General features: G+C 40.4%; 15 protein-coding genes. 11 read left to right on the top strand and 4 right to left on the bottom strand.

The window, feature by feature from the left end; genetic code table 11:
• The 9 genes from murD (at position 1) to lpxC (ending at position 9,792) form a co-directional block, all read left to right on the top strand.
• Positions 1-1,311, top strand: a complete 1,311-nt coding sequence (gene murD / locus GWI68_RS15735; protein ID WP_166540887.1) for a UDP-N-acetylmuramoyl-L-alanine--D-glutamate ligase — start codon at positions 1-3, stop codon at positions 1,309-1,311.
• Positions 1,311-2,504 carry a cell division protein FtsW gene (ftsW, locus tag GWI68_RS15730; protein WP_109407466.1) on the top strand — a complete coding sequence of 398 codons (1,194 nt, stop codon included), beginning with the start codon at positions 1,311-1,313 and terminating at the stop codon, positions 2,502-2,504. The genes murD and ftsW overlap by 1 nt, the downstream gene beginning before the upstream one ends.
• The gene (gene murG, locus GWI68_RS15725) at positions 2,501-3,583 is read left to right on the top strand and encodes an undecaprenyldiphospho-muramoylpentapeptide beta-N-acetylglucosaminyltransferase (RefSeq protein ID WP_166540886.1); all 1,083 of its coding nucleotides are present in this window, start codon (positions 2,501-2,503) and stop codon (positions 3,581-3,583) included. Before ftsW ends, murG begins: the two co-directional genes overlap by 4 nt.
• 41 nt (positions 3,584-3,624) lie before the next feature.
• Positions 3,625-5,088 carry a UDP-N-acetylmuramate--L-alanine ligase gene (gene murC, locus GWI68_RS15720; RefSeq protein ID WP_072069267.1) on the top strand — a complete coding sequence of 488 codons (1,464 nt, stop codon included), beginning with the start codon at positions 3,625-3,627 and terminating at the stop codon, positions 5,086-5,088.
• 5 nt (positions 5,089-5,093) lie between these two features.
• Positions 5,094-5,450 (top strand): hypothetical protein, encoded by a 357-nt coding sequence (locus tag GWI68_RS15715; protein WP_166540885.1) that lies wholly within the window; start codon positions 5,094-5,096, stop codon positions 5,448-5,450.
• 1 nt (position 5,451) lies between these two features.
• On the top strand, positions 5,452-6,237 hold the full coding sequence (ftsQ, locus tag GWI68_RS15710) for a cell division protein FtsQ (RefSeq protein ID WP_036934971.1): 786 nt from the start codon (positions 5,452-5,454) through the stop codon (positions 6,235-6,237).
• A gap of 45 nt (positions 6,238-6,282) precedes the next feature.
• Complete coding sequence (gene ftsA / locus GWI68_RS15705; RefSeq protein WP_006533748.1) at positions 6,283-7,539, top strand: cell division protein FtsA; 1,257 nt, start codon at positions 6,283-6,285, stop codon at positions 7,537-7,539.
• A gap of 70 nt (positions 7,540-7,609) precedes the next feature.
• A complete protein-coding gene (ftsZ, locus tag GWI68_RS15700; protein ID WP_072069264.1) occupies positions 7,610-8,776 on the top strand; it encodes a cell division protein FtsZ in 1,167 nt (388 codons plus the stop codon).
• A 98-nt stretch (positions 8,777-8,874) separates the two neighbouring features.
• Entirely contained in the window at positions 8,875-9,792 is a 918-nt protein-coding gene (gene lpxC / locus GWI68_RS15695) for a UDP-3-O-acyl-N-acetylglucosamine deacetylase (RefSeq protein WP_036913397.1), read from the top strand.
• Between the two features lie 34 nt (positions 9,793-9,826).
• Here lpxC and GWI68_RS15690 read toward each other — a convergent pair whose 3' ends face one another.
• On the bottom strand, positions 9,827-10,342 hold the full coding sequence (locus GWI68_RS15690; RefSeq protein ID WP_166540884.1) for a DciA family protein: 516 nt from the start codon (positions 10,340-10,342) through the stop codon (positions 9,827-9,829).
• A gap of 45 nt (positions 10,343-10,387) precedes the next feature.
• Here GWI68_RS15690 and secM point away from each other — a divergent pair, with 45 nt between their 5' ends.
• Both secM and secA read left to right on the top strand, forming a co-directional pair.
• Positions 10,388-10,915, top strand: a complete 528-nt coding sequence (gene secM / locus GWI68_RS15685; RefSeq protein ID WP_166540883.1) for a secA translation cis-regulator SecM — start codon at positions 10,388-10,390, stop codon at positions 10,913-10,915.
• A gap of 99 nt (positions 10,916-11,014) precedes the next feature.
• Positions 11,015-13,723, top strand: coding sequence for a preprotein translocase subunit SecA (gene secA / locus GWI68_RS15680; RefSeq protein ID WP_166540882.1), 2,709 nt, complete (start codon positions 11,015-11,017; stop codon positions 13,721-13,723).
• A 90-nt stretch (positions 13,724-13,813) separates the two neighbouring features.
• Here the strand turns inward: secA and cueR are convergent, their stop codons facing one another.
• The 3 genes from cueR to hpmA all read right to left on the bottom strand — a co-directional run bounded on the left by cueR (position 13,814) and on the right by hpmA (position 19,516).
• Positions 13,814-14,263 (bottom strand): Cu(I)-responsive transcriptional regulator, encoded by a 450-nt coding sequence (cueR, locus tag GWI68_RS15675; protein WP_166540881.1) that lies wholly within the window; start codon positions 14,261-14,263, stop codon positions 13,814-13,816.
• A gap of 111 nt (positions 14,264-14,374) precedes the next feature.
• The gene (locus GWI68_RS15670) at positions 14,375-14,449 is read right to left on the bottom strand and encodes a hypothetical protein (RefSeq protein WP_243733434.1); all 75 of its coding nucleotides are present in this window, start codon (positions 14,447-14,449) and stop codon (positions 14,375-14,377) included.
• A gap of 333 nt (positions 14,450-14,782) precedes the next feature.
• The gene (hpmA, locus tag GWI68_RS15665; protein WP_166540880.1) at positions 14,783-19,516 is read right to left on the bottom strand and encodes a calcium-independent hemolysin HpmA; all 4,734 of its coding nucleotides are present in this window, start codon (positions 19,514-19,516) and stop codon (positions 14,783-14,785) included.
• Positions 19,517-19,539 lie beyond the last annotated feature (23 nt).

Here is a 19,539-nt window from a genome sequence, read left to right as displayed (position 1 = left end):
ATGGCAAATTATCAGGGAAAAAAAGTCGTTGTTGTTGGGCTTGGAATAACAGGTCTTTCCTGCGTTGACTTTTTTATCCGTCAAGGTGTTACACCTAAAGTGATTGACACGCGCCAAAAACCAGGAGGCTTAGATAAGCTTCCTGTTGACGTTGAATATCATACAGGCAGCTTTCACCAAGCATGGCTTAACGATGCTGATTTAATTGTCTCAAGTCCTGGTATTGCCCTTTCGACTCCTGAGCTTGTTGAAGCTGCAAGTCATGGTGTCGAAATTGTGGGGGATATTGAACTGTTTTGTCGCGAAGCAAAAGCACCTATTGTGGCTATTACAGGCTCTAATGGTAAAAGCACAGTTACAATGCTTGTGGGTGAAATGGCAAAAGCGGATGGTATTCGAGTTGGTGTTGGGGGGAATATTGGTGTTCCTGCACTGACCTTGCTAACTGAGCCTCATGATCTTTATGTATTAGAGCTATCAAGTTTCCAACTAGAAACCACGTATAGCTTAAAAGCAGCTGCGGCGACAGTCTTAAATATTAGCGAAGATCATATGAATCGCTATCCATTAGGATTGGAACAGTACCGTGAAGCGAAATTACGTATCTATGATAATGCTAATACCTGCGTTTATAACCAAGATGACACACTCACATTACCTTTAATGGGTAAAGATGGCCGTTGTGTCAGTTTTGGAGTAGGACAAGGTGATTATCAGCTTGATAACACAAATCGCGTCTTAAAAGTAAATGGTGAAAAAGTTCTTTCAACGTCCGAAATGTATCTTTCAGGACAGCATAACTATACCAATGCATTAGCGGCACTAGCACTTGCAGATGCAGTGGAGATTTCTCGTCAAGCAGCAACTGAAGTACTGAAAACGTATCACGGTCTTGCTCATCGTTTTCAATTAGTTTATTCACATCAAAATGTACGCTGGATAAATGATTCGAAAGCGACCAATGTGGGAAGTACAGAAGCGGCATTACGAGGACTCGACGTCGAAGGTACATTGCACCTTTTATTAGGTGGTGATGGAAAATCAGCCGATTTTACAGCTTTATTGCCTTATATCAGTGGTGACAATATTCGCCTCTATTGCTTTGGACAAGACGGGCAAGCTCTAGCTAGTTTACGACCAGATGTCTCTTTATTAACAGTGACAATGGAAGAGGCAATGCGTGCATTAGCCCCTACTGTTAAACCAGGGGATATGGTGTTGCTTTCACCAGCTTGCGCAAGTTTAGATCAGTTTAAATGTTTTGAGCAACGTGGTGATGAATTTGCGCGCTTGGCAAGGGAGCTTGGCTGATGAGCATATTCGCAATGCGAAGACTAAAACAGTGGTTAGTGGGCAGTTATCAAACTGAGAATACGGCGTTTGTGCCGTATGATCGCACTTTGCTCTGGTTTACTTTCGGATTAGCGGTTATCGGTTTTGTCATGGTGACATCAGCTTCAATGCCTGTTGGTCAACGACTTGCAGAAGATCCTTTCCTATTTGCAAAGCGTGATGGAATTTACCTTATAGTGGCGTTTTGTATTGCGTTAGTCACTATGCGTATTCCTATGGCAATTTGGCAACGTTATAGCAGTCTAATGCTGTTTGGTTCAATACTACTTTTATTAGTGGTATTGGGCGTCGGAAGTTCGGTTAATGGTGCTTCACGTTGGATTGCTGTGGGGCCATTAAACTTTCAACCTGCTGAATTATCAAAATTGGCTTTATTTTGTTACTTATCTAGCTACTTAGTTCGAAAAGTTGAAGAGGTCAGAAACAACTTTTGGGGTTTCTGTAAGCCGATGGGCGTTATGTTAGTACTGGCTGTTTTACTGTTATTGCAGCCAGACTTAGGTACCGTGGTTGTGTTGTTTGTTACCACATTGGCACTTTTATTTTTAGCGGGTGCTAAGATCTGGCAATTCTTAGCGATTATCGGTTCAGGTATTGCCGCTGTGGTTATGCTTATCATTGTTGAACCTTATCGTGTTCGCCGGATCACTTCTTTCTTAGAGCCTTGGGAGGATCCATTTGGTAGTGGTTACCAATTAACGCAATCTTTGATGGCATTTGGCCGGGGCGATTTGCTTGGACAAGGTTTAGGAAACTCAGTACAAAAACTGGAATATTTGCCAGAAGCACATACCGACTTTATTTTCTCCATTTTGGCAGAAGAACTTGGTTATATCGGTGTGGTTTTAGTGCTTTTAATGGTATTCTTCATCGCTTTTCGCGCGATGCAAATTGGGCGACGTGCATTGATACTCGATCAGCGCTTTTCAGGCTTTTTAGCGTGTTCAATTGGGATCTGGTTTACATTCCAATCCTTGGTCAATGTAGGCGCAGCAGCAGGCATGTTGCCAACGAAGGGATTAACTCTTCCTCTTATTAGTTACGGTGGTTCAAGTTTGATTATTATGTCAACAGCCATCGTGATGTTGTTACGAATAGATTATGAAACACGTCTAGCACAAGCTCAGGCGTTTGTAAGGAGCCCGAAATGAGCGAGCGTAGACGCCGTTTAATGGTAATGGCTGGTGGTACGGGGGGACACGTATTCCCCGGGCTAGCTGTTGCTCATTATCTACAATCCCAAGGTTGGGAAATCCGATGGTTAGGAACGGCGGATAGAATGGAAGCTGATTTAGTACCCAAACACGGTATTGATATTGAATTTATTCGTATTTCTGGCTTACGTGGTAAAGGTATTAAAGCATTAATAGCAGCGCCAATTCGTATAATTAAAGCCATTTTTCAGGCGCGCGCCATTATGAAACGTTATCAACCCGATGCTGTACTTGGTATGGGGGGATATGTTTCAGGCCCCGGTGGTGTTGCGGCTTGGATGTGTGGCATCCCCGTTATTTTGCATGAACAAAATGGGATTGCTGGATTAACCAATCGTTGGCTATCCAAGATTGCTAAACGTGTATTACAGGCTTTTCCGGGCGCATTTCCTAAAGCGCCAGTTGTTGGGAATCCTGTACGTGAAGATGTATTAGCGCTTGAAGCGCCATCGGTACGATTAAAAGAGAGAACTGGTCCGATTCGAGTGTTGATTATTGGTGGTAGCCAAGGCGCTCGAATTTTAAATCATACCTTGCCGGTGGTCGCTGGTTTGCTTGGTGAACATGTTACAATCTGGCATCAAGCAGGAAAAGGTGGCGAAAGTGATACAAAAACACGCTATCAGAATGAATTAGCGAAAAATTCAGTTAAATCTGAATACAAAGTTACTGAATTTATTGATGATATAGCGCAAGCTTACCAATGGGCTGATGTTGTCGTATGTCGTTCCGGCGCATTAACAGTCAGTGAAATTGCCGCTGCGGGATTACCCGCTATTTTTGTTCCCTTCCAGCACAAAGATAGACAGCAATATTGGAATGCCCTGCCATTAGAAAAAGCGGGGGCAGCGCGAATTATCGAGCAAAATGATTTAACTCCAGAAGTCATTGCACAAACCCTAAAGCAGTGGGATAGAGAAACATTGTTAGCGATGGCAGAAAAAGCAAAAAGTGTTGCGATTACGGATGCCACAGAGCGTGTAGCAAATGTGATAATCGAAGTGGCAAAGAAATAAACGTAACTTGTAACCATTAACTTAGAGTGAAGAAGTAAATAGTGAATACACAACAACTGGCAAAATTAAGATCGTTTGTGCCTGAAATGAGAAAAGTTAAGCATATTCACTTTATTGGCATCGGTGGTGCCGGTATGGGTGGGATTGCCGAAGTGCTAGCGAATGAAGGCTATGAAATCAGTGGTTCTGATTTAGCGCCAAATGCCGTTACACAACAGCTCGTTGCTTTGGGCGCAACTGTTTATTTTAATCACCGCCCTGAAAATATTCGTGGCGCTAGTGTTGTTGTGGTCTCGACTGCAATCAGTGCTGAGAATCCTGAAATTATTGCCGCGAGAGAGGCACGTATTCCAGTTATTCGTCGTGCTGAGATGTTGGCTGAATTAATGCGTTATCGTCATGGTGTGGCGATTGCAGGAACTCATGGTAAAACCACCACGACAGCAATGATTTCAAATATTTATGCACAAGCAGGATTAGATCCTACTTTTGTAAATGGCGGATTAGTTAAATCAGCGGGTACGCATGCTCGTTTAGGATGTAGCCGTTATTTAATCGCTGAAGCTGACGAAAGTGATGCATCGTTTTTACATTTACAACCTATGGTGGCTGTGGTTACGAATATCGAAGCAGACCATATGGATACATATCACGGTAATTTTGACAATTTAAAAGAGACGTTTATTACCTTTTTGCACAATTTACCGTTCTATGGTCGTGCAGTGATGTGTCTTGATGATGATGTTATCCGTTCTATCATCCCTAAAGTGGGTCGTTATATTACGACTTACGGGTTTAGTGAGGATGCAGATGTTCGTATTACGCATTATGAACAAAAAGGTGCTCAAGGTTTCTTCACTATTTCTCGTGAAGATATGCCTGATTTACAAGTTGTATTAAATGCACCTGGTCGTCATAACGCATTAAATGCAACTGCGGCAGTGGCGGTTGCTACTGAAGAAGGTATTGCTGACGAACATATTTTAGCTGCATTACTTAACTTCCAAGGTACAGGACGCCGTTTCGACTTCTTAGGTAATTACGGTCTTGAACATGTTAACGGTCAAGAAGGTGAGGTGATGTTAGTTGATGATTATGGTCATCACCCAACAGAAGTTGACGCAACGATTAAAGCAGCGAGAGCCGGTTGGCCAGATAAACGTCTTGTAATGATTTTCCAACCGCATCGTTATACACGTACACGTGATTTGTATGAGGACTTTGCTACTGTTCTCAACCAAGTTGATATTTTATTATTAACAGACGTTTATTCTGCCGGAGAAACTCCGATTGCAGGCGCAGACAGTCGCTCACTTTGTCGAACAATTCGTCAGCGTGGCAAGCTAGATCCTATCTGGGTATCTGATGTCGATAATATTTCATCAATATTAGCGGGTGTATTAACAGATAATGATCTTGTTTTAGTTCAAGGTGCTGGAAATATTGGTAAAATAGCGCGTCGCTTAGCAGATACAAAATTACAGCCATCTTTAAGCGAGGATTAAGACGGATGTTTGAGCAAGTGAACATCATTTATGGTGAAATGGGTAATCAACTCGCTGTAATGATGAGGTGTTATGAGAAAAATAGCACTGTATTGGCGAAAAAAATGAACAAGAATTCGCTTGCTCAAAACCGTGTTGAGAGAAAATTTCAGTTAAAAAGCAAGAAAAACGCAGAAAAATTCGCAATTTCTTCTTTTAAAGTAAATAATTCTCAACAGATTGAACAATTTAGTGATTTAATTATCAAACCTAAAGGTGTTCATAAAGTATATATATGTAGGAAAAGTATTAATCGAAGGAACATCGGACAAAAGGATGGGCGATTCTCTGGTTTAAACGTTGCTCAGGAGTTAGTGGGTTAATATGTCACAAGCAGCGCTAAATATAAAAGAACACAAAGAGAAACAGCATTCTGACAGACCGAGTAATGGTACTTATTTATCAGGATTAATCTTTTTCTTATGTGTGATTGCCACTATCGTTTGGGGTGGAATACAAGTAGTTAACTGGATGAAAGATGCAAATCGTCTTCCTATCTCAAAACTTGTATTAACCGGTGAGAGGCATTACACAACGAATGATGATGTGCGTCAGGCGATTTTATCTTTAGGACAGCCAGGCACATTTATGACACAGGATGTGAATATCATTCAGCAACAAATTGAACGTATGCCATGGATTAGGCAAGTCACTGTGCGTAAACAGTGGCCTGATGAGCTTAAGATCCATCTGGTAGAGTATGTTCCCTTTACCCGCTGGAATGATACTTACTTTCTTGATAAAGAAGGGCGCGTTTTCAGTCTGCCAACGCAATTGGAAACCAAAGGTAATTACCCTTTGTTATATGGCCCTCAAGGAAGTGAAAAAATGGTGTTATCAGGTTATGTAGCAATGAGAGATCAACTTCTTGCAAGTAACCTGAATTTAAAAGCAGCGTCAATGTCTGCACGTCAAGGATGGCAATTAGTTTTAGACAATGATGTCCGATTGGAGTTAGGTCGTAAGGATAACGAAAAACGGATCGCTCGCTTTATTGAGTTGTATCCGATACTGCAACAACAAACAGATAAACGAGTTGATTATGTTGATCTGCGTTATGACAGTGGTGGTGCAGTCGGATGGGCTCCTTTATTACTTGAGAATGAATAAACAAGACGTGGCAGATGACACGATGAAGGCGAAGGCAGAACAATAATGATCAAAGCGACGGACAGAAAATTAGTAGTTGGTCTTGAGATTGGTACGGCCAAAGTAGCCACCCTTGTCGGTGAGATCCTGCCTGATGGTGTTGTGAATATTATTGGGGTGGGAAGTTGTCCATCTCGAGGCATGGATAAAGGTGGCGTTAACGATCTTGAATCCGTCGTAAAATGTGTGCAACGGGCGGTAGATCAGGCTGAATTGATGGCTGACTGTCAAATATCTTCAGTATATTTGGCGTTATCAGGCAAGCATATCAGCTGCCAAAATGAGATTGGTATGGTGCCAATTTCAGAAGAAGAAGTGACTCAAGATGACGTTGATAGCGTGGTTCACACTGCGAAATCCGTCAAAGTAAAAGATGAACATCGTGTTTTACACGTTATACCGCAAGAGTATGCCATTGATTATCAAGAAGGGATCAAAAACCCTGTTGGATTGTCGGGTGTACGTATGCAAGCTAAGGTTCATCTAATTACCTGCCATAACGATATGGCAAAGAATATTGTAAAAGCAGTTGAACGCTGTGGGTTAAAAGTGGATCAACTGATTTTTGCGGGACTAGCTTCAAGTTTCGCTGTATTGACAGAAGATGAACGTGAACTTGGTGTGTGTGTTGTTGATATTGGTGGCGGTACGATGGACATCGCCATTTATACTGGTGGAGCATTAAGACACACTCGCGTTATTCCTTATGCTGGCAATGTAGTAACAAGTGATATCGCTTATGCGTTTGGTACACCCCCAAATGACGCTGAAGCTATCAAAGTTCGCCATGGTTGTGCATTAGGCTCTTTAGTTGGTAAAGATGAAAATGTCGAAGTTCCTAGTGTCGGAGGCAGGCCACCAAGAAGTCTGCAACGACAAACTCTTGCTGAGGTGATTGAGCCTCGTTATACCGAATTGCTCAATCTTGTTAATGAAGAGATTTTAAAAGTTCAAGAACAATTACGTCAGCAAGGGATTAAGCATCATTTAGCCGCAGGTATTGTGCTAACAGGTGGTGCTGCACAGATTGATGGACTTGTTGAATGTGCTCAACGTGTTTTTCACACGCAAGTACGGATCGGTAAACCGTTAAATATTACCGGGCTAACAGATTATGCGCAGGATCCCTACTACTCAACAGCGGTTGGGCTCTTGCATTACGGTAAAGAATCCCACTTTGGTGAGGAAACAGAAACCGAAAAACGCTCTGCTGTCAGTGGTTTGTTTAAGAAACTCACCGGCTGGCTGAAAAGAGAGTTTTAATAATCAGACAAATTTAAAAAGAGGTCGTTTGAGCAAGCGACCCTGAGAAGGCACAAAACGGAGAGAAATTATGTTTGAACCTATGGAATTAACCAACGATGCGGTGATCAAAGTCATCGGCGTTGGTGGCGGCGGCGGTAATGCGGTTGAGCACATGGTTCGTGAACGTATTGAAGGCGTAGATTTCTTTGCAGTCAATACGGATGCTCAAGCGCTACGTAAAACAGCGGTCGGACAAACTATCCAAATTGGTAATGCCATTACGAAAGGCTTAGGTGCAGGTGCAAACCCTGAAGTGGGTCGTAATGCCGCAGAAGAAGACCGTGAAGCGTTGCGTGCAGCGCTTGAAGGTGCCGATATGGTCTTTATCGCAGCAGGTATGGGCGGTGGTACTGGTACAGGTGCCGCACCAGTTGTTGCTGAAGTTGCTAAAGAATTAGGTATTTTGACCGTTGCTGTAGTAACTAAGCCTTTTAATTTTGAAGGCAAAAAACGTATGGCATTTGCGGAACAAGGTATTACTGAGTTGTCAAAACATGTTGACTCATTAATCACTATTCCTAATGACAAATTATTAAAAGTATTGGGTCGTGGAATTTCATTATTAGATGCGTTTGGCGCGGCTAATGATGTCTTAAAAGGCGCAGTTCAAGGTATCGCTGAGCTAATCACCCGCCCTGGTTTAATGAACGTTGACTTTGCTGACGTAAGAACCGTGATGTCTGAAATGGGTTATGCCATGATGGGCTCTGGTGCTGCTAAAGGTGAAGATCGCGCTGAGGAAGCCGCAGAAATGGCGATTTCAAGTCCATTATTGGAAGATATCGACCTGTCTGGTGCGCGTGGTGTGTTAGTCAACATTACCGCTGGCTTTGACTTACGTCTTGATGAATTTGAAACAGTGGGTAACACCATTCGTGCATTTGCATCAGACAACGCGACTGTGGTTATCGGTACATCCCTTGACCCAGAAATGAATGATGAACTGCGTGTAACTGTCGTTGCAACAGGTATCGGCATGGACAAACGTCCAGAAATTACGCTGGTAACGAATAAGCAAAATCAGCAAAGCGCAATGGAGAATCGTTATCAGCAAATGCAAAATAGCATGTCTTCTTTTACCGCTGTAGAAGAAAGCAAGCCAGCAGCAAAAGCAGTTAACGAACAATCTACTCAGGCGAATAAAGAGCCCGATTATTTAGATATCCCTGCGTTCCTGAGAAAACAGGCTGATTAATCGCCAAAAAGATTGGCATCTCCGCTTTTTGTGCTAAACTGTCCTGCCAATTATAAGTATAATGATTGGTAGGACGGATAACATTGCGAGATAAAATGATGATCAAACAACGGACATTAAAACGAATTGTACAAGCAACTGGTGTGGGACTTCACACGGGTAAAAAAGTTACGCTTACAATGCGTCCGGCGCCAGCCAATACTGGGGTCATCTACCGTCGTACTGATTTAAATCCACCGGTGGATTTTCCAGCAGACGCAAAATCAGTTCGTGACACTATGCTATGTACTTGCTTAGTTAACGAAGATGATGTGCGTATATCAACCGTTGAGCATTTAAACGCAGCACTGGCTGGTTTAGGCATTGATAATATCGTAATTGAAGTGAATGCACCTGAAATTCCAATAATGGATGGAAGTGCAGCACCTTTTGTTTTCTTGTTACTTGATGCAGGAATTGAAGAACTTCGTACTGCGAAGAAATTCATTCGTATCAAAGAAACAGTACGTGTAGAAGATGGTGATAAATGGGCAGAAATGCGTCCATACAATGGGTTCAAATTAGATTTTACTATCGATTTTAATCACCCAGCCATTGATGCAAGTACACAGCGTTATAAATTAGATTTTTCTGCTGAATCCTTCATGAGCCAAATTAGTCGTGCTCGTACTTTTGGATTTATGCGTGATATTGAATATCTGCAATCTAAAGGATTGTGTTTAGGCGGAAGCTTCGATTGTGCGATTGTAGTTGATGACTATCGTGTTCTCAACGATGATGGTTTACGTTTTGAAGATGAATTTGTTCGTCACAAAATGTTGGATGCAATCGGTGATTTATTTATGTGTGGCTATAACATTATCGGTGAATTTACCGCGTTTAAATCCGGTCACGCATTAAACAATAAATTACTCCAAGCTGTATTAGCAAAAGAATCTGCATGGGAATTCGTCACATTTGAAGACGAAGCACAAATGCCAGTGGCATTTAAAGCTCCCTCAATGGTTTTTGCTTAATTCCAGTAATGGAAAGCACGTTAATTATCTCTAATTAACGTTCATCTTTGGTTGCACTTGTACTCTCTCCGGCAAGTGCAGCCAACCGTTCTAATTTCTCTCTTAACTTCTTCGGACTTTTCTGCGCCAAATACCTTAATGATTGAGCACTTTCTAAACTCAAGTGACGTCTCTTTGTAGGCTCTTGTTCTTTTAATGATGATATTAAAGATCTTTTTTCCGGTTTTATTCCTAAAGTCGGATTAATTTTGATGTCTATTGAGGATAAGGATGGTAAAATTTCTTGTCTTAATGCAGAAAGTAATGATGGAGTTTCATAGCGTAATCGCGTTAACCAACTTGCGTTTGCTACTTCAATAATTAAAATAGCATTGCGATAATTTGCGACACGGCATTTATCTCGTAAAGGAACAGGTAAAAGAGCCATGACGGCGCGATTTAATTTTAGTAAAATCGTTGCACGCTGTTGTATGAGTTGTAATGTATTCTTATTGGAACCTTCAAGTTCTATGAAGATTTTTTCCAATGATTGTGGGTAACTATCCCGCATAGATTTTGACTCCACAAAATAAAAATTAATGAGCAACAAAGATTAATGAGCATTATAAGTTTTTGGCGACAGTTTGGCAGGCGATATTTTTGGTCGCATCTGCTTTTAGGGATGGTAGCAGCAGGTATTGGAATACCTTCGCTGTTGTCTGCTCATGCCGAAAATCCACAGCAAACAGATACACCTTCTTCACAGAATCGTCAAAGTCAGGCACTCATTGCATTTGATAACTTATTCTTACGTCAAAGTGTACAGAATCCTGCCTCATCCTTCACCTTTAATTACTGGCAACAGCATGCAGTAAAAAATGTTATTAAACAGCTTTCTTTTGCGTTCACCATTAATTCTCCTGAATTGATGGTTAAAGCCAAAGATGAGCCGTCTCCTGTTTCTAATGTTGCAGAGGTCATGCTTGATACTCTGTATGCGTTACTAACAAACACATCATCAACCGCATTAACTCATTTACCGCTTTCTGGCTATGCTTTAGTACAGAACACCACTTCTTATCATACCGGATTGTGGCTTGCACAAATCCGTGGGATCCGCGCTGGGCCTTACCTAACTGCTTAATTGAGTCACTTAATCTAATAAGATTATGATTATCTCTGTTAATACATAAAACAGAGGCTTTTTTCAGCGTTTTCACGCCATAAATGAGAATAAAGATTTATGTTAGGTAAAATTGTAACCAAGATTTTTGGTAGCCGTAATGATCGTTCTATCCGCCGTATGCGTAAAGTAGTTGTTGAAATTAATAAACTAGAGCCAGAATTTGAAAAACTGACTGATGATGAATTAAAAGCAAAAACAGATGAGTTTCGTGAGCGCTTAAAAAAGGGTGAAAAAGAAGAAGATATTTTACCAGAAGCGTTTGCAACTGTTCGTGAAGCAAGTAAACGTGTCTTTGGTATGCGTCATTTCGATGTGCAGCTAATCGGTGGTATGGTGCTAAATGAACGTTGTATTGCTGAGATGCGTACAGGTGAAGGTAAAACATTAACTGCAACATTACCGGCATATTTAAATGCGTTATCAGGTAAAGGGGTTCACGTTGTTACCGTCAATGACTACTTGGCACAACGTGACGCCGAAAATAACCGTCCTTTATTTGAGTTTTTAGGATTAAGCGTTGGTATCAACCTACCGAATATGGCACCACCAGTAAAACGTGAAGCCTATAACGCTGATATCACCTATGGTACTAACAACGAATTCGGTTTCGATTATCTGCGCGATAATATGGCATTTAGCCCACAAGAGCGTGTTCAACGTAAATTACACTATGCATTAGTGGATGAGGTTGACTCAATCTTAATCGATGAAGCGCGTACACCTCTGATTATTTCAGGCCCAGCAGAAGATAGCTCTGAGCTTTATATCCAAATGAACAAAGTGATCCCTCATTTGGTTTCTCAAGAAAAAGAAGATTCAGATACTTTCCAAGGCGAAGGTGATTACTCTGTTGATGAAAAAACACGTCAAGTAAATATCACAGAACGTGGTCTGGTTAAGATTGAAGAATTATTAGCAGATGCGGGCATGATGAAAGAAGGCGAGTCTTTATACTCACCAGCTAATATTATGTTAATGCACCATGTGACAGCGGCATTGCGTGCTCACGCTCTATTTACTAAAGATGTTGACTACATTGTTAAAGATGGCGAAGTTATCATTGTTGACGAACATACTGGTCGTACAATGCAAGGTCGTCGTTGGTCAGATGGTCTACACCAAGCAGTTGAAGCAAAAGAAGGTGTGAAGATCCAAAATGAGAACCAAACATTAGCGTCAATCACATTCCAGAACTATTTCCGTTTATACGAAAAATTAGCAGGGATGACGGGTACTGCGGATACTGAAGCGTTTGAATTTAACTCTATCTATCGTTTAGAAACGATTGTTATCCCAACGAACCGCCCAATGGTGCGTAAAGATCTGCCTGATTTAGTTTATATGAATGAACAAGGTAAATTTGCTGCCATTATCGAAGATATTCGTGAGCGTACCAAAAATGGCCAACCTGTACTTGTTGGTACTATCTCAATTGAAAAGTCAGAAGAAATCTCTAATGCGTTAACGAAGGCGAATGTTCACCATAACGTGCTGAATGCGAAATTCCACGCAATGGAAGCTGATATTATTGCTAACGCAGGTTTACCTTCAGCGGTAACTATTGCAACTAACATGGCGGGTCGTGGTACTGATATCGTGTTAGGGGGTAGCTGGCAAACTGAAGTGGCTAAACTTGAAGAGCCAACTGAAGAGCAAATTGAAGAAATCAAAGCTAAATGGAAAGAGCGCCATGACGCAGTATTAGCTTCAGGTGGTTTACATATCATTGGTACTGAACGTCACGAATCTCGTCGTATTGATAACCAGTTACGTGGTCGTGCGGGGCGTCAAGGTGATGAAGGTTCTTCTCGTTTCTATTTATCTATGGAAGACTCCTTAATGCGTATTTTTGCTTCAGATAAAGTATCTGGCATGATGCGTAAATTAGGTATGAATGAAACCGAAGCGATTGAGCACCCTTGGGTAACTAAAGCAATTGCAAATGCGCAACGTAAAGTAGAAAACCGTAACTTTGATATTCGTAAGCAACTGCTTGAATATGATGACGTAGCTAATGACCAACGTCGTGCAATCTACACTCAACGTAACGAATTACTGGATGTGGCAGATGTAAGCGAAACTATCGACAGTATTCGTCAAGATGTCTTCACTACAATGATCGATAACTACATTCCGCCTCAATCACTGGAAGAAATGTGGGATATCGAAGGTTTAACGGCATGTCTACAAAAAGACTTTGATTTAAATTTACCAATCAAAGAATGGTTAGATAAAGAGCCTGAGTTACACGAAGAAACATTACGTGAACGTATTTTAGAAAAATCTATTGAAGTCTATAAAGCGAAAGAAGAAATTGTTAGTGCTGAAATGATGCGTAACTTTGAAAAAGGCGTGATGTTACAAACGCTAGATTCATTGTGGAAAGAACACTTGGCCGCAATGGATTACTTGCGTCAAGGTATTCACTTACGTGGTTATGCACAAAAAGATCCAAAACAAGAGTACAAACGTGAATCGTTCGCGATGTTTGCTAATATGTTGGAATCACTGAAATACGAAGTGATCAGCACACTAAGCAAAGTCCAAGTTCGTTTACCGGAAGAAGTTGAAGAGTTAGAACGTCGCCGTCGTGAAGAAGCAGAACGTTTAGCTAAACAACAGCAGTTAAGCCATGAAGTGACAAAAGAATCTCAAATGTCAGCGGTTGATGGTCAAGTGGCTGCGGGTAAAAAAGTGGGTCGTAATGAACCATGCCCTTGTGGATCAGGTAAGAAATTTAAACATTGTCATGGACAATTAGGTTAATTGACGAACTGATGATAATAGCTATTTAATCGAGCTTTTAATAAGAAAATCCCGCTGAGTAATAAGCGGGATTTTTTTATCACAAATAAATTAGATTGAAGAGCGAAGGCGAGAGAGATGGCTTTTGGTTATTCTCTTTTCAGAAGTCTCTTCAGTCGCCGCTAATCCTGCAATAATCGGACAATTTGGATTATTGTCACCTTGGCAATCTTTTGCTAAATGTTCTAGTGTTTGTGTCATCTGCTGAAGTTCAGCTATTTTGCGGTTAAGCTCTTCAATATGAGAAATGGCTATGGATTTCACATCTGCGCTAGCTCGCTCTCTGTTGTTCCATAAAACTAATAACGTTGATATTTGCTCGATTGAAAAGCCAAGTGCCCGAGAATGACGAATAAAACGAAAGCAAGCCACATCTGCATCTGTGTAATCTCGATAGCCTGAACCAGTACGAATAGCCTTTGGAATTAAGCCAATCTGCTCATAATAACGGATCATTTTGCTGGAAATACCGGACTTTTTTGCTGCTTGACCAATATTCATCATATTTTCCTTATTAGAATAATGAAGCGTGCTTTTATAAGTATAGGATAGTCGCTTTATAGTATTGAGTCTGGTCATAGAGGTGATCTATCTATTTTATAACCAGAATGCTCAATGGCAGTAACGGCAATGATAGGGCGCTTTTAATGCTCGTTCAACACGACCAATACATGAAGCACATGTCATGCCTTCCACTGGTAAGCTCAGCCGGCTGGCAGAGATAATGCTGTCTTCGCATTCATTAAAATTCCCCTTCTAAATATGGTATGAAATAAAGCTTAGGCTTTACCATTAGGGGAAGGTCAAGGGTTGTGTGTTATTTATCTTTTACAGTGTTGAGTAATTTTTTACTTTAATTCAAATGATTATGTTTTTATAAGGCTATTTGGAATATTAGAAAATGTAAATTTATGGGAGAAGAAAAGGCTAAAATACAAAAAGATAAAAACCCCGCTTACTGTAATAACAAGCGGGGTTGGCTTATAAAAGAATAGGCATTACTCTTTTATCAGGTATCTATTACTTTTCAGAAATAGATGATTTTGTGTTTACAGTCTCATTGACTTTAACTGGTGATTTTAATGATAAATCACCACCTGCCAGTTGTTTCACTAAATCAACGGCTGATGATTTCAGATCAAGATCTGCTCCCGCTTCATAATGATGGCCTTCAATATTATTTAATTGAACGTTGCTACCACCTAAATCAACCTGTCCTTGCTCACTTTTCACTTCTGCACCTGTAAGTTTAGTTGTGCCACTTACATTTAATGAAATGTCATTTTTGCTGGTTAAGGTCGAGGTTTGGGCTACAGCATCATTATCAATATGAGAGACATTGATATCGGCATTGGCGGTATGACCTTCCGCTCCAGTAACGATATTTTTGATACCGTTACCTATTGTACCAACACCTTTATCAATTTTTGCTTTTGTCTCACCACTGATACCGGTTTTATCTGCAATAGTGGAAGAAAGAGAATTGTATTTATCAGAAATAACATCTGTTGCAGATTTAATTCCTGAATCAATAGTCTCTTTGATCGTATTTTCTAACAATGATCCGCCTGCTTTGGCTGTTTTATCAACTTGGCTAGATTTAGGATTATTGTTGTGGTTGTAACCGACATTTACATCAACATTAACATGACGATCACTGTCTTTCTGGCTAGTTACTGTAAAGTCACCACCCACATTACCCGTTACATTATCCGCAGAAACATTTGCACCAGAAAGAGCGAGGTTTTTATCGCTATTTACAGTTAATGTGCCTGTTTCTACAGAGGCATTTTGGTGAGTAGATTTTTGCTGATCTTCAACGTTTACTAAAACTTTGCCACCAATATTATGGATAGAGGTTGCTGGATTTTCTTCAGTCACTTCTTTTGGCGTAGTATTGGTTTGTTTGCCATTTAAAGAAATATCAGTACCCCAATTGTTTTTGTAATCAGTTGATTGTGCTGATGTGAGTGTAGTATCTCCAGATTGAGACGTTAATTGCGTATCTTTGCTATTAACTTTAGTACCTTGAAGGTTAACTGAACTACCATTAACGGTTAAATTACCTTGGTTAGCGATTGTGCCACCTTCACGCGAGACTGTTTTTTCATCTTGCTTACCAATAGCAAATTCAGCGCCACCTAACCCATTGACAGAAGAGGATTTCTCTCCCGTTTTTTGGCCAAATCCTGCTTGTAATCCACCTGATAAGTTTTTACCTGTTTCAGTACGTTGAGATTCAGTTGCTTGGAAATCAACCTTATTAGCTGCCGTTAAAGCGACATCGTTTTCACTGGTAACATGTGTACCTTGTAATGTCAGATTGTGGCCTGAATTTAGCTCAATACCTTGAGAACCATTTACTGAACCCGCTTTTGCTGTTGTCTGATCTTTTTGATGATTTGCACCACCTGCGTTAAAGCCGCCACCATAATCTTTATTGTCTGGTGTTGTACCTACTTTCAGGTTTGCACTGCCATTTACGTTATGTTGACTTTCAGTGTGGGTATCTGTTGCTTGTGCAAGCGTTAAATCACCGCCAGCATTAATGACAGTTTTACCCTCTTGAGCATCAAACTTAGCGCCTTCATAATGTGCATCTTCGCGTACATTAATATTGATATTGCCTGCTGAGTTAAATTGGCTACCTTCAGCTTTTATTGTCGTTAAACTAGTGTCAGTGGTTTTACCTTCACCTTTAATTGCTACGGTAATGTCAGAGCCAGTTTTGGTGCTGACACCTACTTGACCACCACCTGTTGTTTCATGGAAGGAGCCTTGGTGTTTATTTTGTGCTGCTTCACTAGTATGAGTGTTAGCAGTTAGTGCAACATCACCTTGGGTTGATTGATAATGAGTTCCTTGATCATGTAAGGTGTTATTGCTGTCAGTATTAATTTTACCAGCAGTAATCGATGTTGAAACCGCTTGGGTATCGTTTTGTGATTTCTGACTTCCGCCACCTTTCACTCCAACTTCAACGCCCACATTAGGTGCTTCTAAGCTACTTAAGTTAGCAAGATTGCTAATGGCATCTCTAAAGGTAACTTTTTTATCAATACCTTTGTTGCTGTCTGGATTAGTAGCATCAACACCATCTTCAACGGCTTTCTTAATTGGTTTAGTGACGCCACTATAATCAAGATTAACACCCACATCGACACCTACATTTAAAGTATCTGTTTTAGATGTTGCACTATCATTGGCGGCAAGGTGATTAATATTTTCACCTGATTCTTTATAAGCGCCATCAACTTTGTGTGATGCACCTTGGTGGGTTACATCATTGTTTGCAGTGATAGTTAAATCACCCGCAACTTGAGTTTCGCTACCTTTATTTTTGGTGATTTCGGTTGTTGTATGTTGTTTGTCATATTGGAAATCAGCTTTGTTACCGATTTTATCAACGCCACCAGTATAGCTAAAGCCACCTGAAATGGTTCTATCTGTACTGTCAGTCTCTTTTTTGTTTTCTGTTGAAACAAAGGCAACATTGTCACCAGAAACGGTGGCATTACCTGCTGTTGTTTTTAGGTCAGAACCAGCAAAAGTGACATCTTTATCCGCTTGAACTTTAACACTGCCACCACTGAGAGTAGAGCCGACTTGTTCTGCCTCTGTGCTATTGTTTTTATTGGATGTATGAGTGATATGAAAACCAGCGCTATATTGTTTGTCTTCAACTTCTTTAGCGTGGCCAGTGATTTCTAATGATGTTTTTTCATCATTGATTTTTGTAGTTTGTTGTGCCGATTTAACGTTGATATCACCTAAAGATTCAATACCTAACTCATCAGCACTTTTAATTAGGCTACCGATGACATTGACATCTTTCCCACTGACAACAGTTAATTGCGCATCAGAAACTAATTCACTACCAGTTGAAAGTTGTTGATTAGTTTCATTTTTGTGGGAGTTTTTAGTAATATTAAAAGCTGTACCTGTGCGTTCATCCGTTTTAGTGATGGTTTCGCTAATTGCATTATCAATTACGATATCACCTTGGATTGTCTTAACAAAAGCACCTTGATTGCCTTTGACTTGGCTCCCAGTGATTTTGACACTGTTATCTGCCGCAAGTAACAGTTGTCCATCTGCCGTTAATTGTGTTGAATGGCTGACTTCTTGTTTGTTGTTATTGTTCTTATTATTACCACCGCCGATCCCGCCCCAAACAACATGATTGTCGGTCACGGTTTTATCATTGTTGGTATTTTGAACATTAAGATTGATATTCTCTTTGGCGTTAACCACAACATTCTCATTAGAATGTAATTTTGTACCTTGAGCTGTTACTGAGCCTTCAGCATTTAAGCCTAGTGTTTTACCTGCAGTCAATTCACTGGCTTTTAACGTTTCTGTTTGATGGCTATTGCTCCAACTACCTGTCTCTAGACGAGAAGTGTGGTTACGTTTATAGCCATTTTCACTGCGATTTTCTTTTTCAATTAATCCATTGATATTAATATCTTTATTGGCATTAATTGCCAGAGTATTACCTGCATTAACTTTTGCACCTTCAAGAGTGACATCACCTTGAGTTGCTGTTAGTGTGGCATTGTTTTTGGCATCAATATGGCTACCAACTTGTTGTACGAGTTCTTTTTCTTTAGTGACATCATACTGCCAAGAATAGAACCAGCGATTGTCGGTATCAGTCTCTTTTTGTTGTAGCTGCTTTCCATCAACAGTTAAATGAGCGCCTTGTAATAAAATATCATCACCCATTAAATCAGAGGCTTTGATTTGGTTTTTATTATCAGCAATTAATGTGATGTTTTTACCTTTTAACTCTGTTTTTGTTAGAGTTTGGCTTGAACCACTATTATTAACTGCGATACCACCACGGTAATTTTGGTAATTTTCACTGCCATCTTTGTCGAAACTATCGTAACGAACTTGACTATCTGTTTGAATGTTATCTGCTTTTACACTTAATTCATTATCAGAAATGAATTTACCAGTTAACTTAACACCACTTCCTTCTGCGGTATTAATAATACGAATACGACCAGATTGCATGCTTCCGAAGAAATAGCTATCTAGTGCAGAAGTTGGTTTTTGTGATGTAAGAATATCAAAACGTTGAGAGAAGGTGTTTTGTCCTGTTAACGCTGAAATTTCAGCAGCAGTTATTTTTCCTTTGCTATCAATACGCGGCGCTATTAAATCTAAAAGACCCGGAGCATATAAACCGTTTTTACCAATAGAAAGTAAATTGGTGTTGTTAAGTGTGCTATATCCTTTTAACTCACCGTTTTCAAACAGTGGATTACCCACGACTAAAGAAGACCGGCTTGTATTGATAAAACCACAGCCATCACAAGTGATGCCATTCGGGTTAGACAGAACATATTCCGCAGCAATACCAAAGACTTCTTGTTGACCTAATAAGAATGATGGGTTACGGCTAACAACTTCATTTAAAATTAAAGACGCGGCTTGCCCATTTAAATTACTGTTGGCATTTAATTGCCCTGCAAGTTGTGATTGCCCGGCTTCTAAGGCGTTGTTAAATACTGCGCCAGGTTTGCCTACATTAAAATCTTGATATTGGTTGTGAGAAATACCTTCACTATTTGGTGTAACGATATTAATGACTTGAGTGCCACCATTGACTGATGAAACATTCGGTCCTTGATTGCCCGAATCAGGAACAATACCGCCAGCATATGCATTTAATGATACAAAAATAATCGCTAAAGATGCAGCAAGCCTACCCGAAGGAGAGAGCTTGAAATTTTTTGAGTTCATAGAGTTTTCTCCGTTTATTGCTA

It is taken from the genome of Proteus sp. G2669, assembly GCF_009915245.1.
In the GTDB taxonomy this organism is placed as follows: Bacteria; Pseudomonadota; Gammaproteobacteria; order Enterobacterales; family Enterobacteriaceae; genus Proteus.
This window is presented reverse-complemented; position numbering and strand designations above follow the sequence as displayed.

Excerpts from the sequence above, each read along its gene's own strand:
- murD (WP_166540887.1), top strand. The coding sequence starts at position 1 with ATGGCAAATTATCAGGGAAAAAAAGTCGTTGTTGTTGGGCTTGGAATA.
- ftsW (WP_109407466.1), top strand. The coding sequence starts at position 1,311 with ATGAGCATATTCGCAATGCGAAGACTAAAACAGTGGTTAGTGGGCAGT.
- murG (WP_166540886.1), top strand. The coding sequence starts at position 2,501 with ATGAGCGAGCGTAGACGCCGTTTAATGGTAATGGCTGGTGGTACGGGG.
- GWI68_RS15715 (WP_166540885.1), top strand. The coding sequence starts at position 5,094 with ATGTTTGAGCAAGTGAACATCATTTATGGTGAAATGGGTAATCAACTC.
- ftsQ (WP_036934971.1), top strand. The coding sequence starts at position 5,452 with ATGTCACAAGCAGCGCTAAATATAAAAGAACACAAAGAGAAACAGCAT.
- ftsA (WP_006533748.1), top strand. The coding sequence starts at position 6,283 with ATGATCAAAGCGACGGACAGAAAATTAGTAGTTGGTCTTGAGATTGGT.
- ftsZ (WP_072069264.1), top strand. The coding sequence starts at position 7,610 with ATGTTTGAACCTATGGAATTAACCAACGATGCGGTGATCAAAGTCATC.
- lpxC (WP_036913397.1), top strand. The coding sequence starts at position 8,875 with ATGATCAAACAACGGACATTAAAACGAATTGTACAAGCAACTGGTGTG.
- GWI68_RS15690 (WP_166540884.1), bottom strand. The coding sequence starts at position 10,342 with ATGCGGGATAGTTACCCACAATCATTGGAAAAAATCTTCATAGAACTT.
- secM (WP_166540883.1), top strand. The coding sequence starts at position 10,388 with ATGAGCATTATAAGTTTTTGGCGACAGTTTGGCAGGCGATATTTTTGG.
- secA (WP_166540882.1), top strand. The coding sequence starts at position 11,015 with ATGTTAGGTAAAATTGTAACCAAGATTTTTGGTAGCCGTAATGATCGT.
- cueR (WP_166540881.1), bottom strand. The coding sequence starts at position 14,263 with ATGAATATTGGTCAAGCAGCAAAAAAGTCCGGTATTTCCAGCAAAATG.
- hpmA (WP_166540880.1), bottom strand. The coding sequence starts at position 19,516 with ATGAACTCAAAAAATTTCAAGCTCTCTCCTTCGGGTAGGCTTGCTGCA.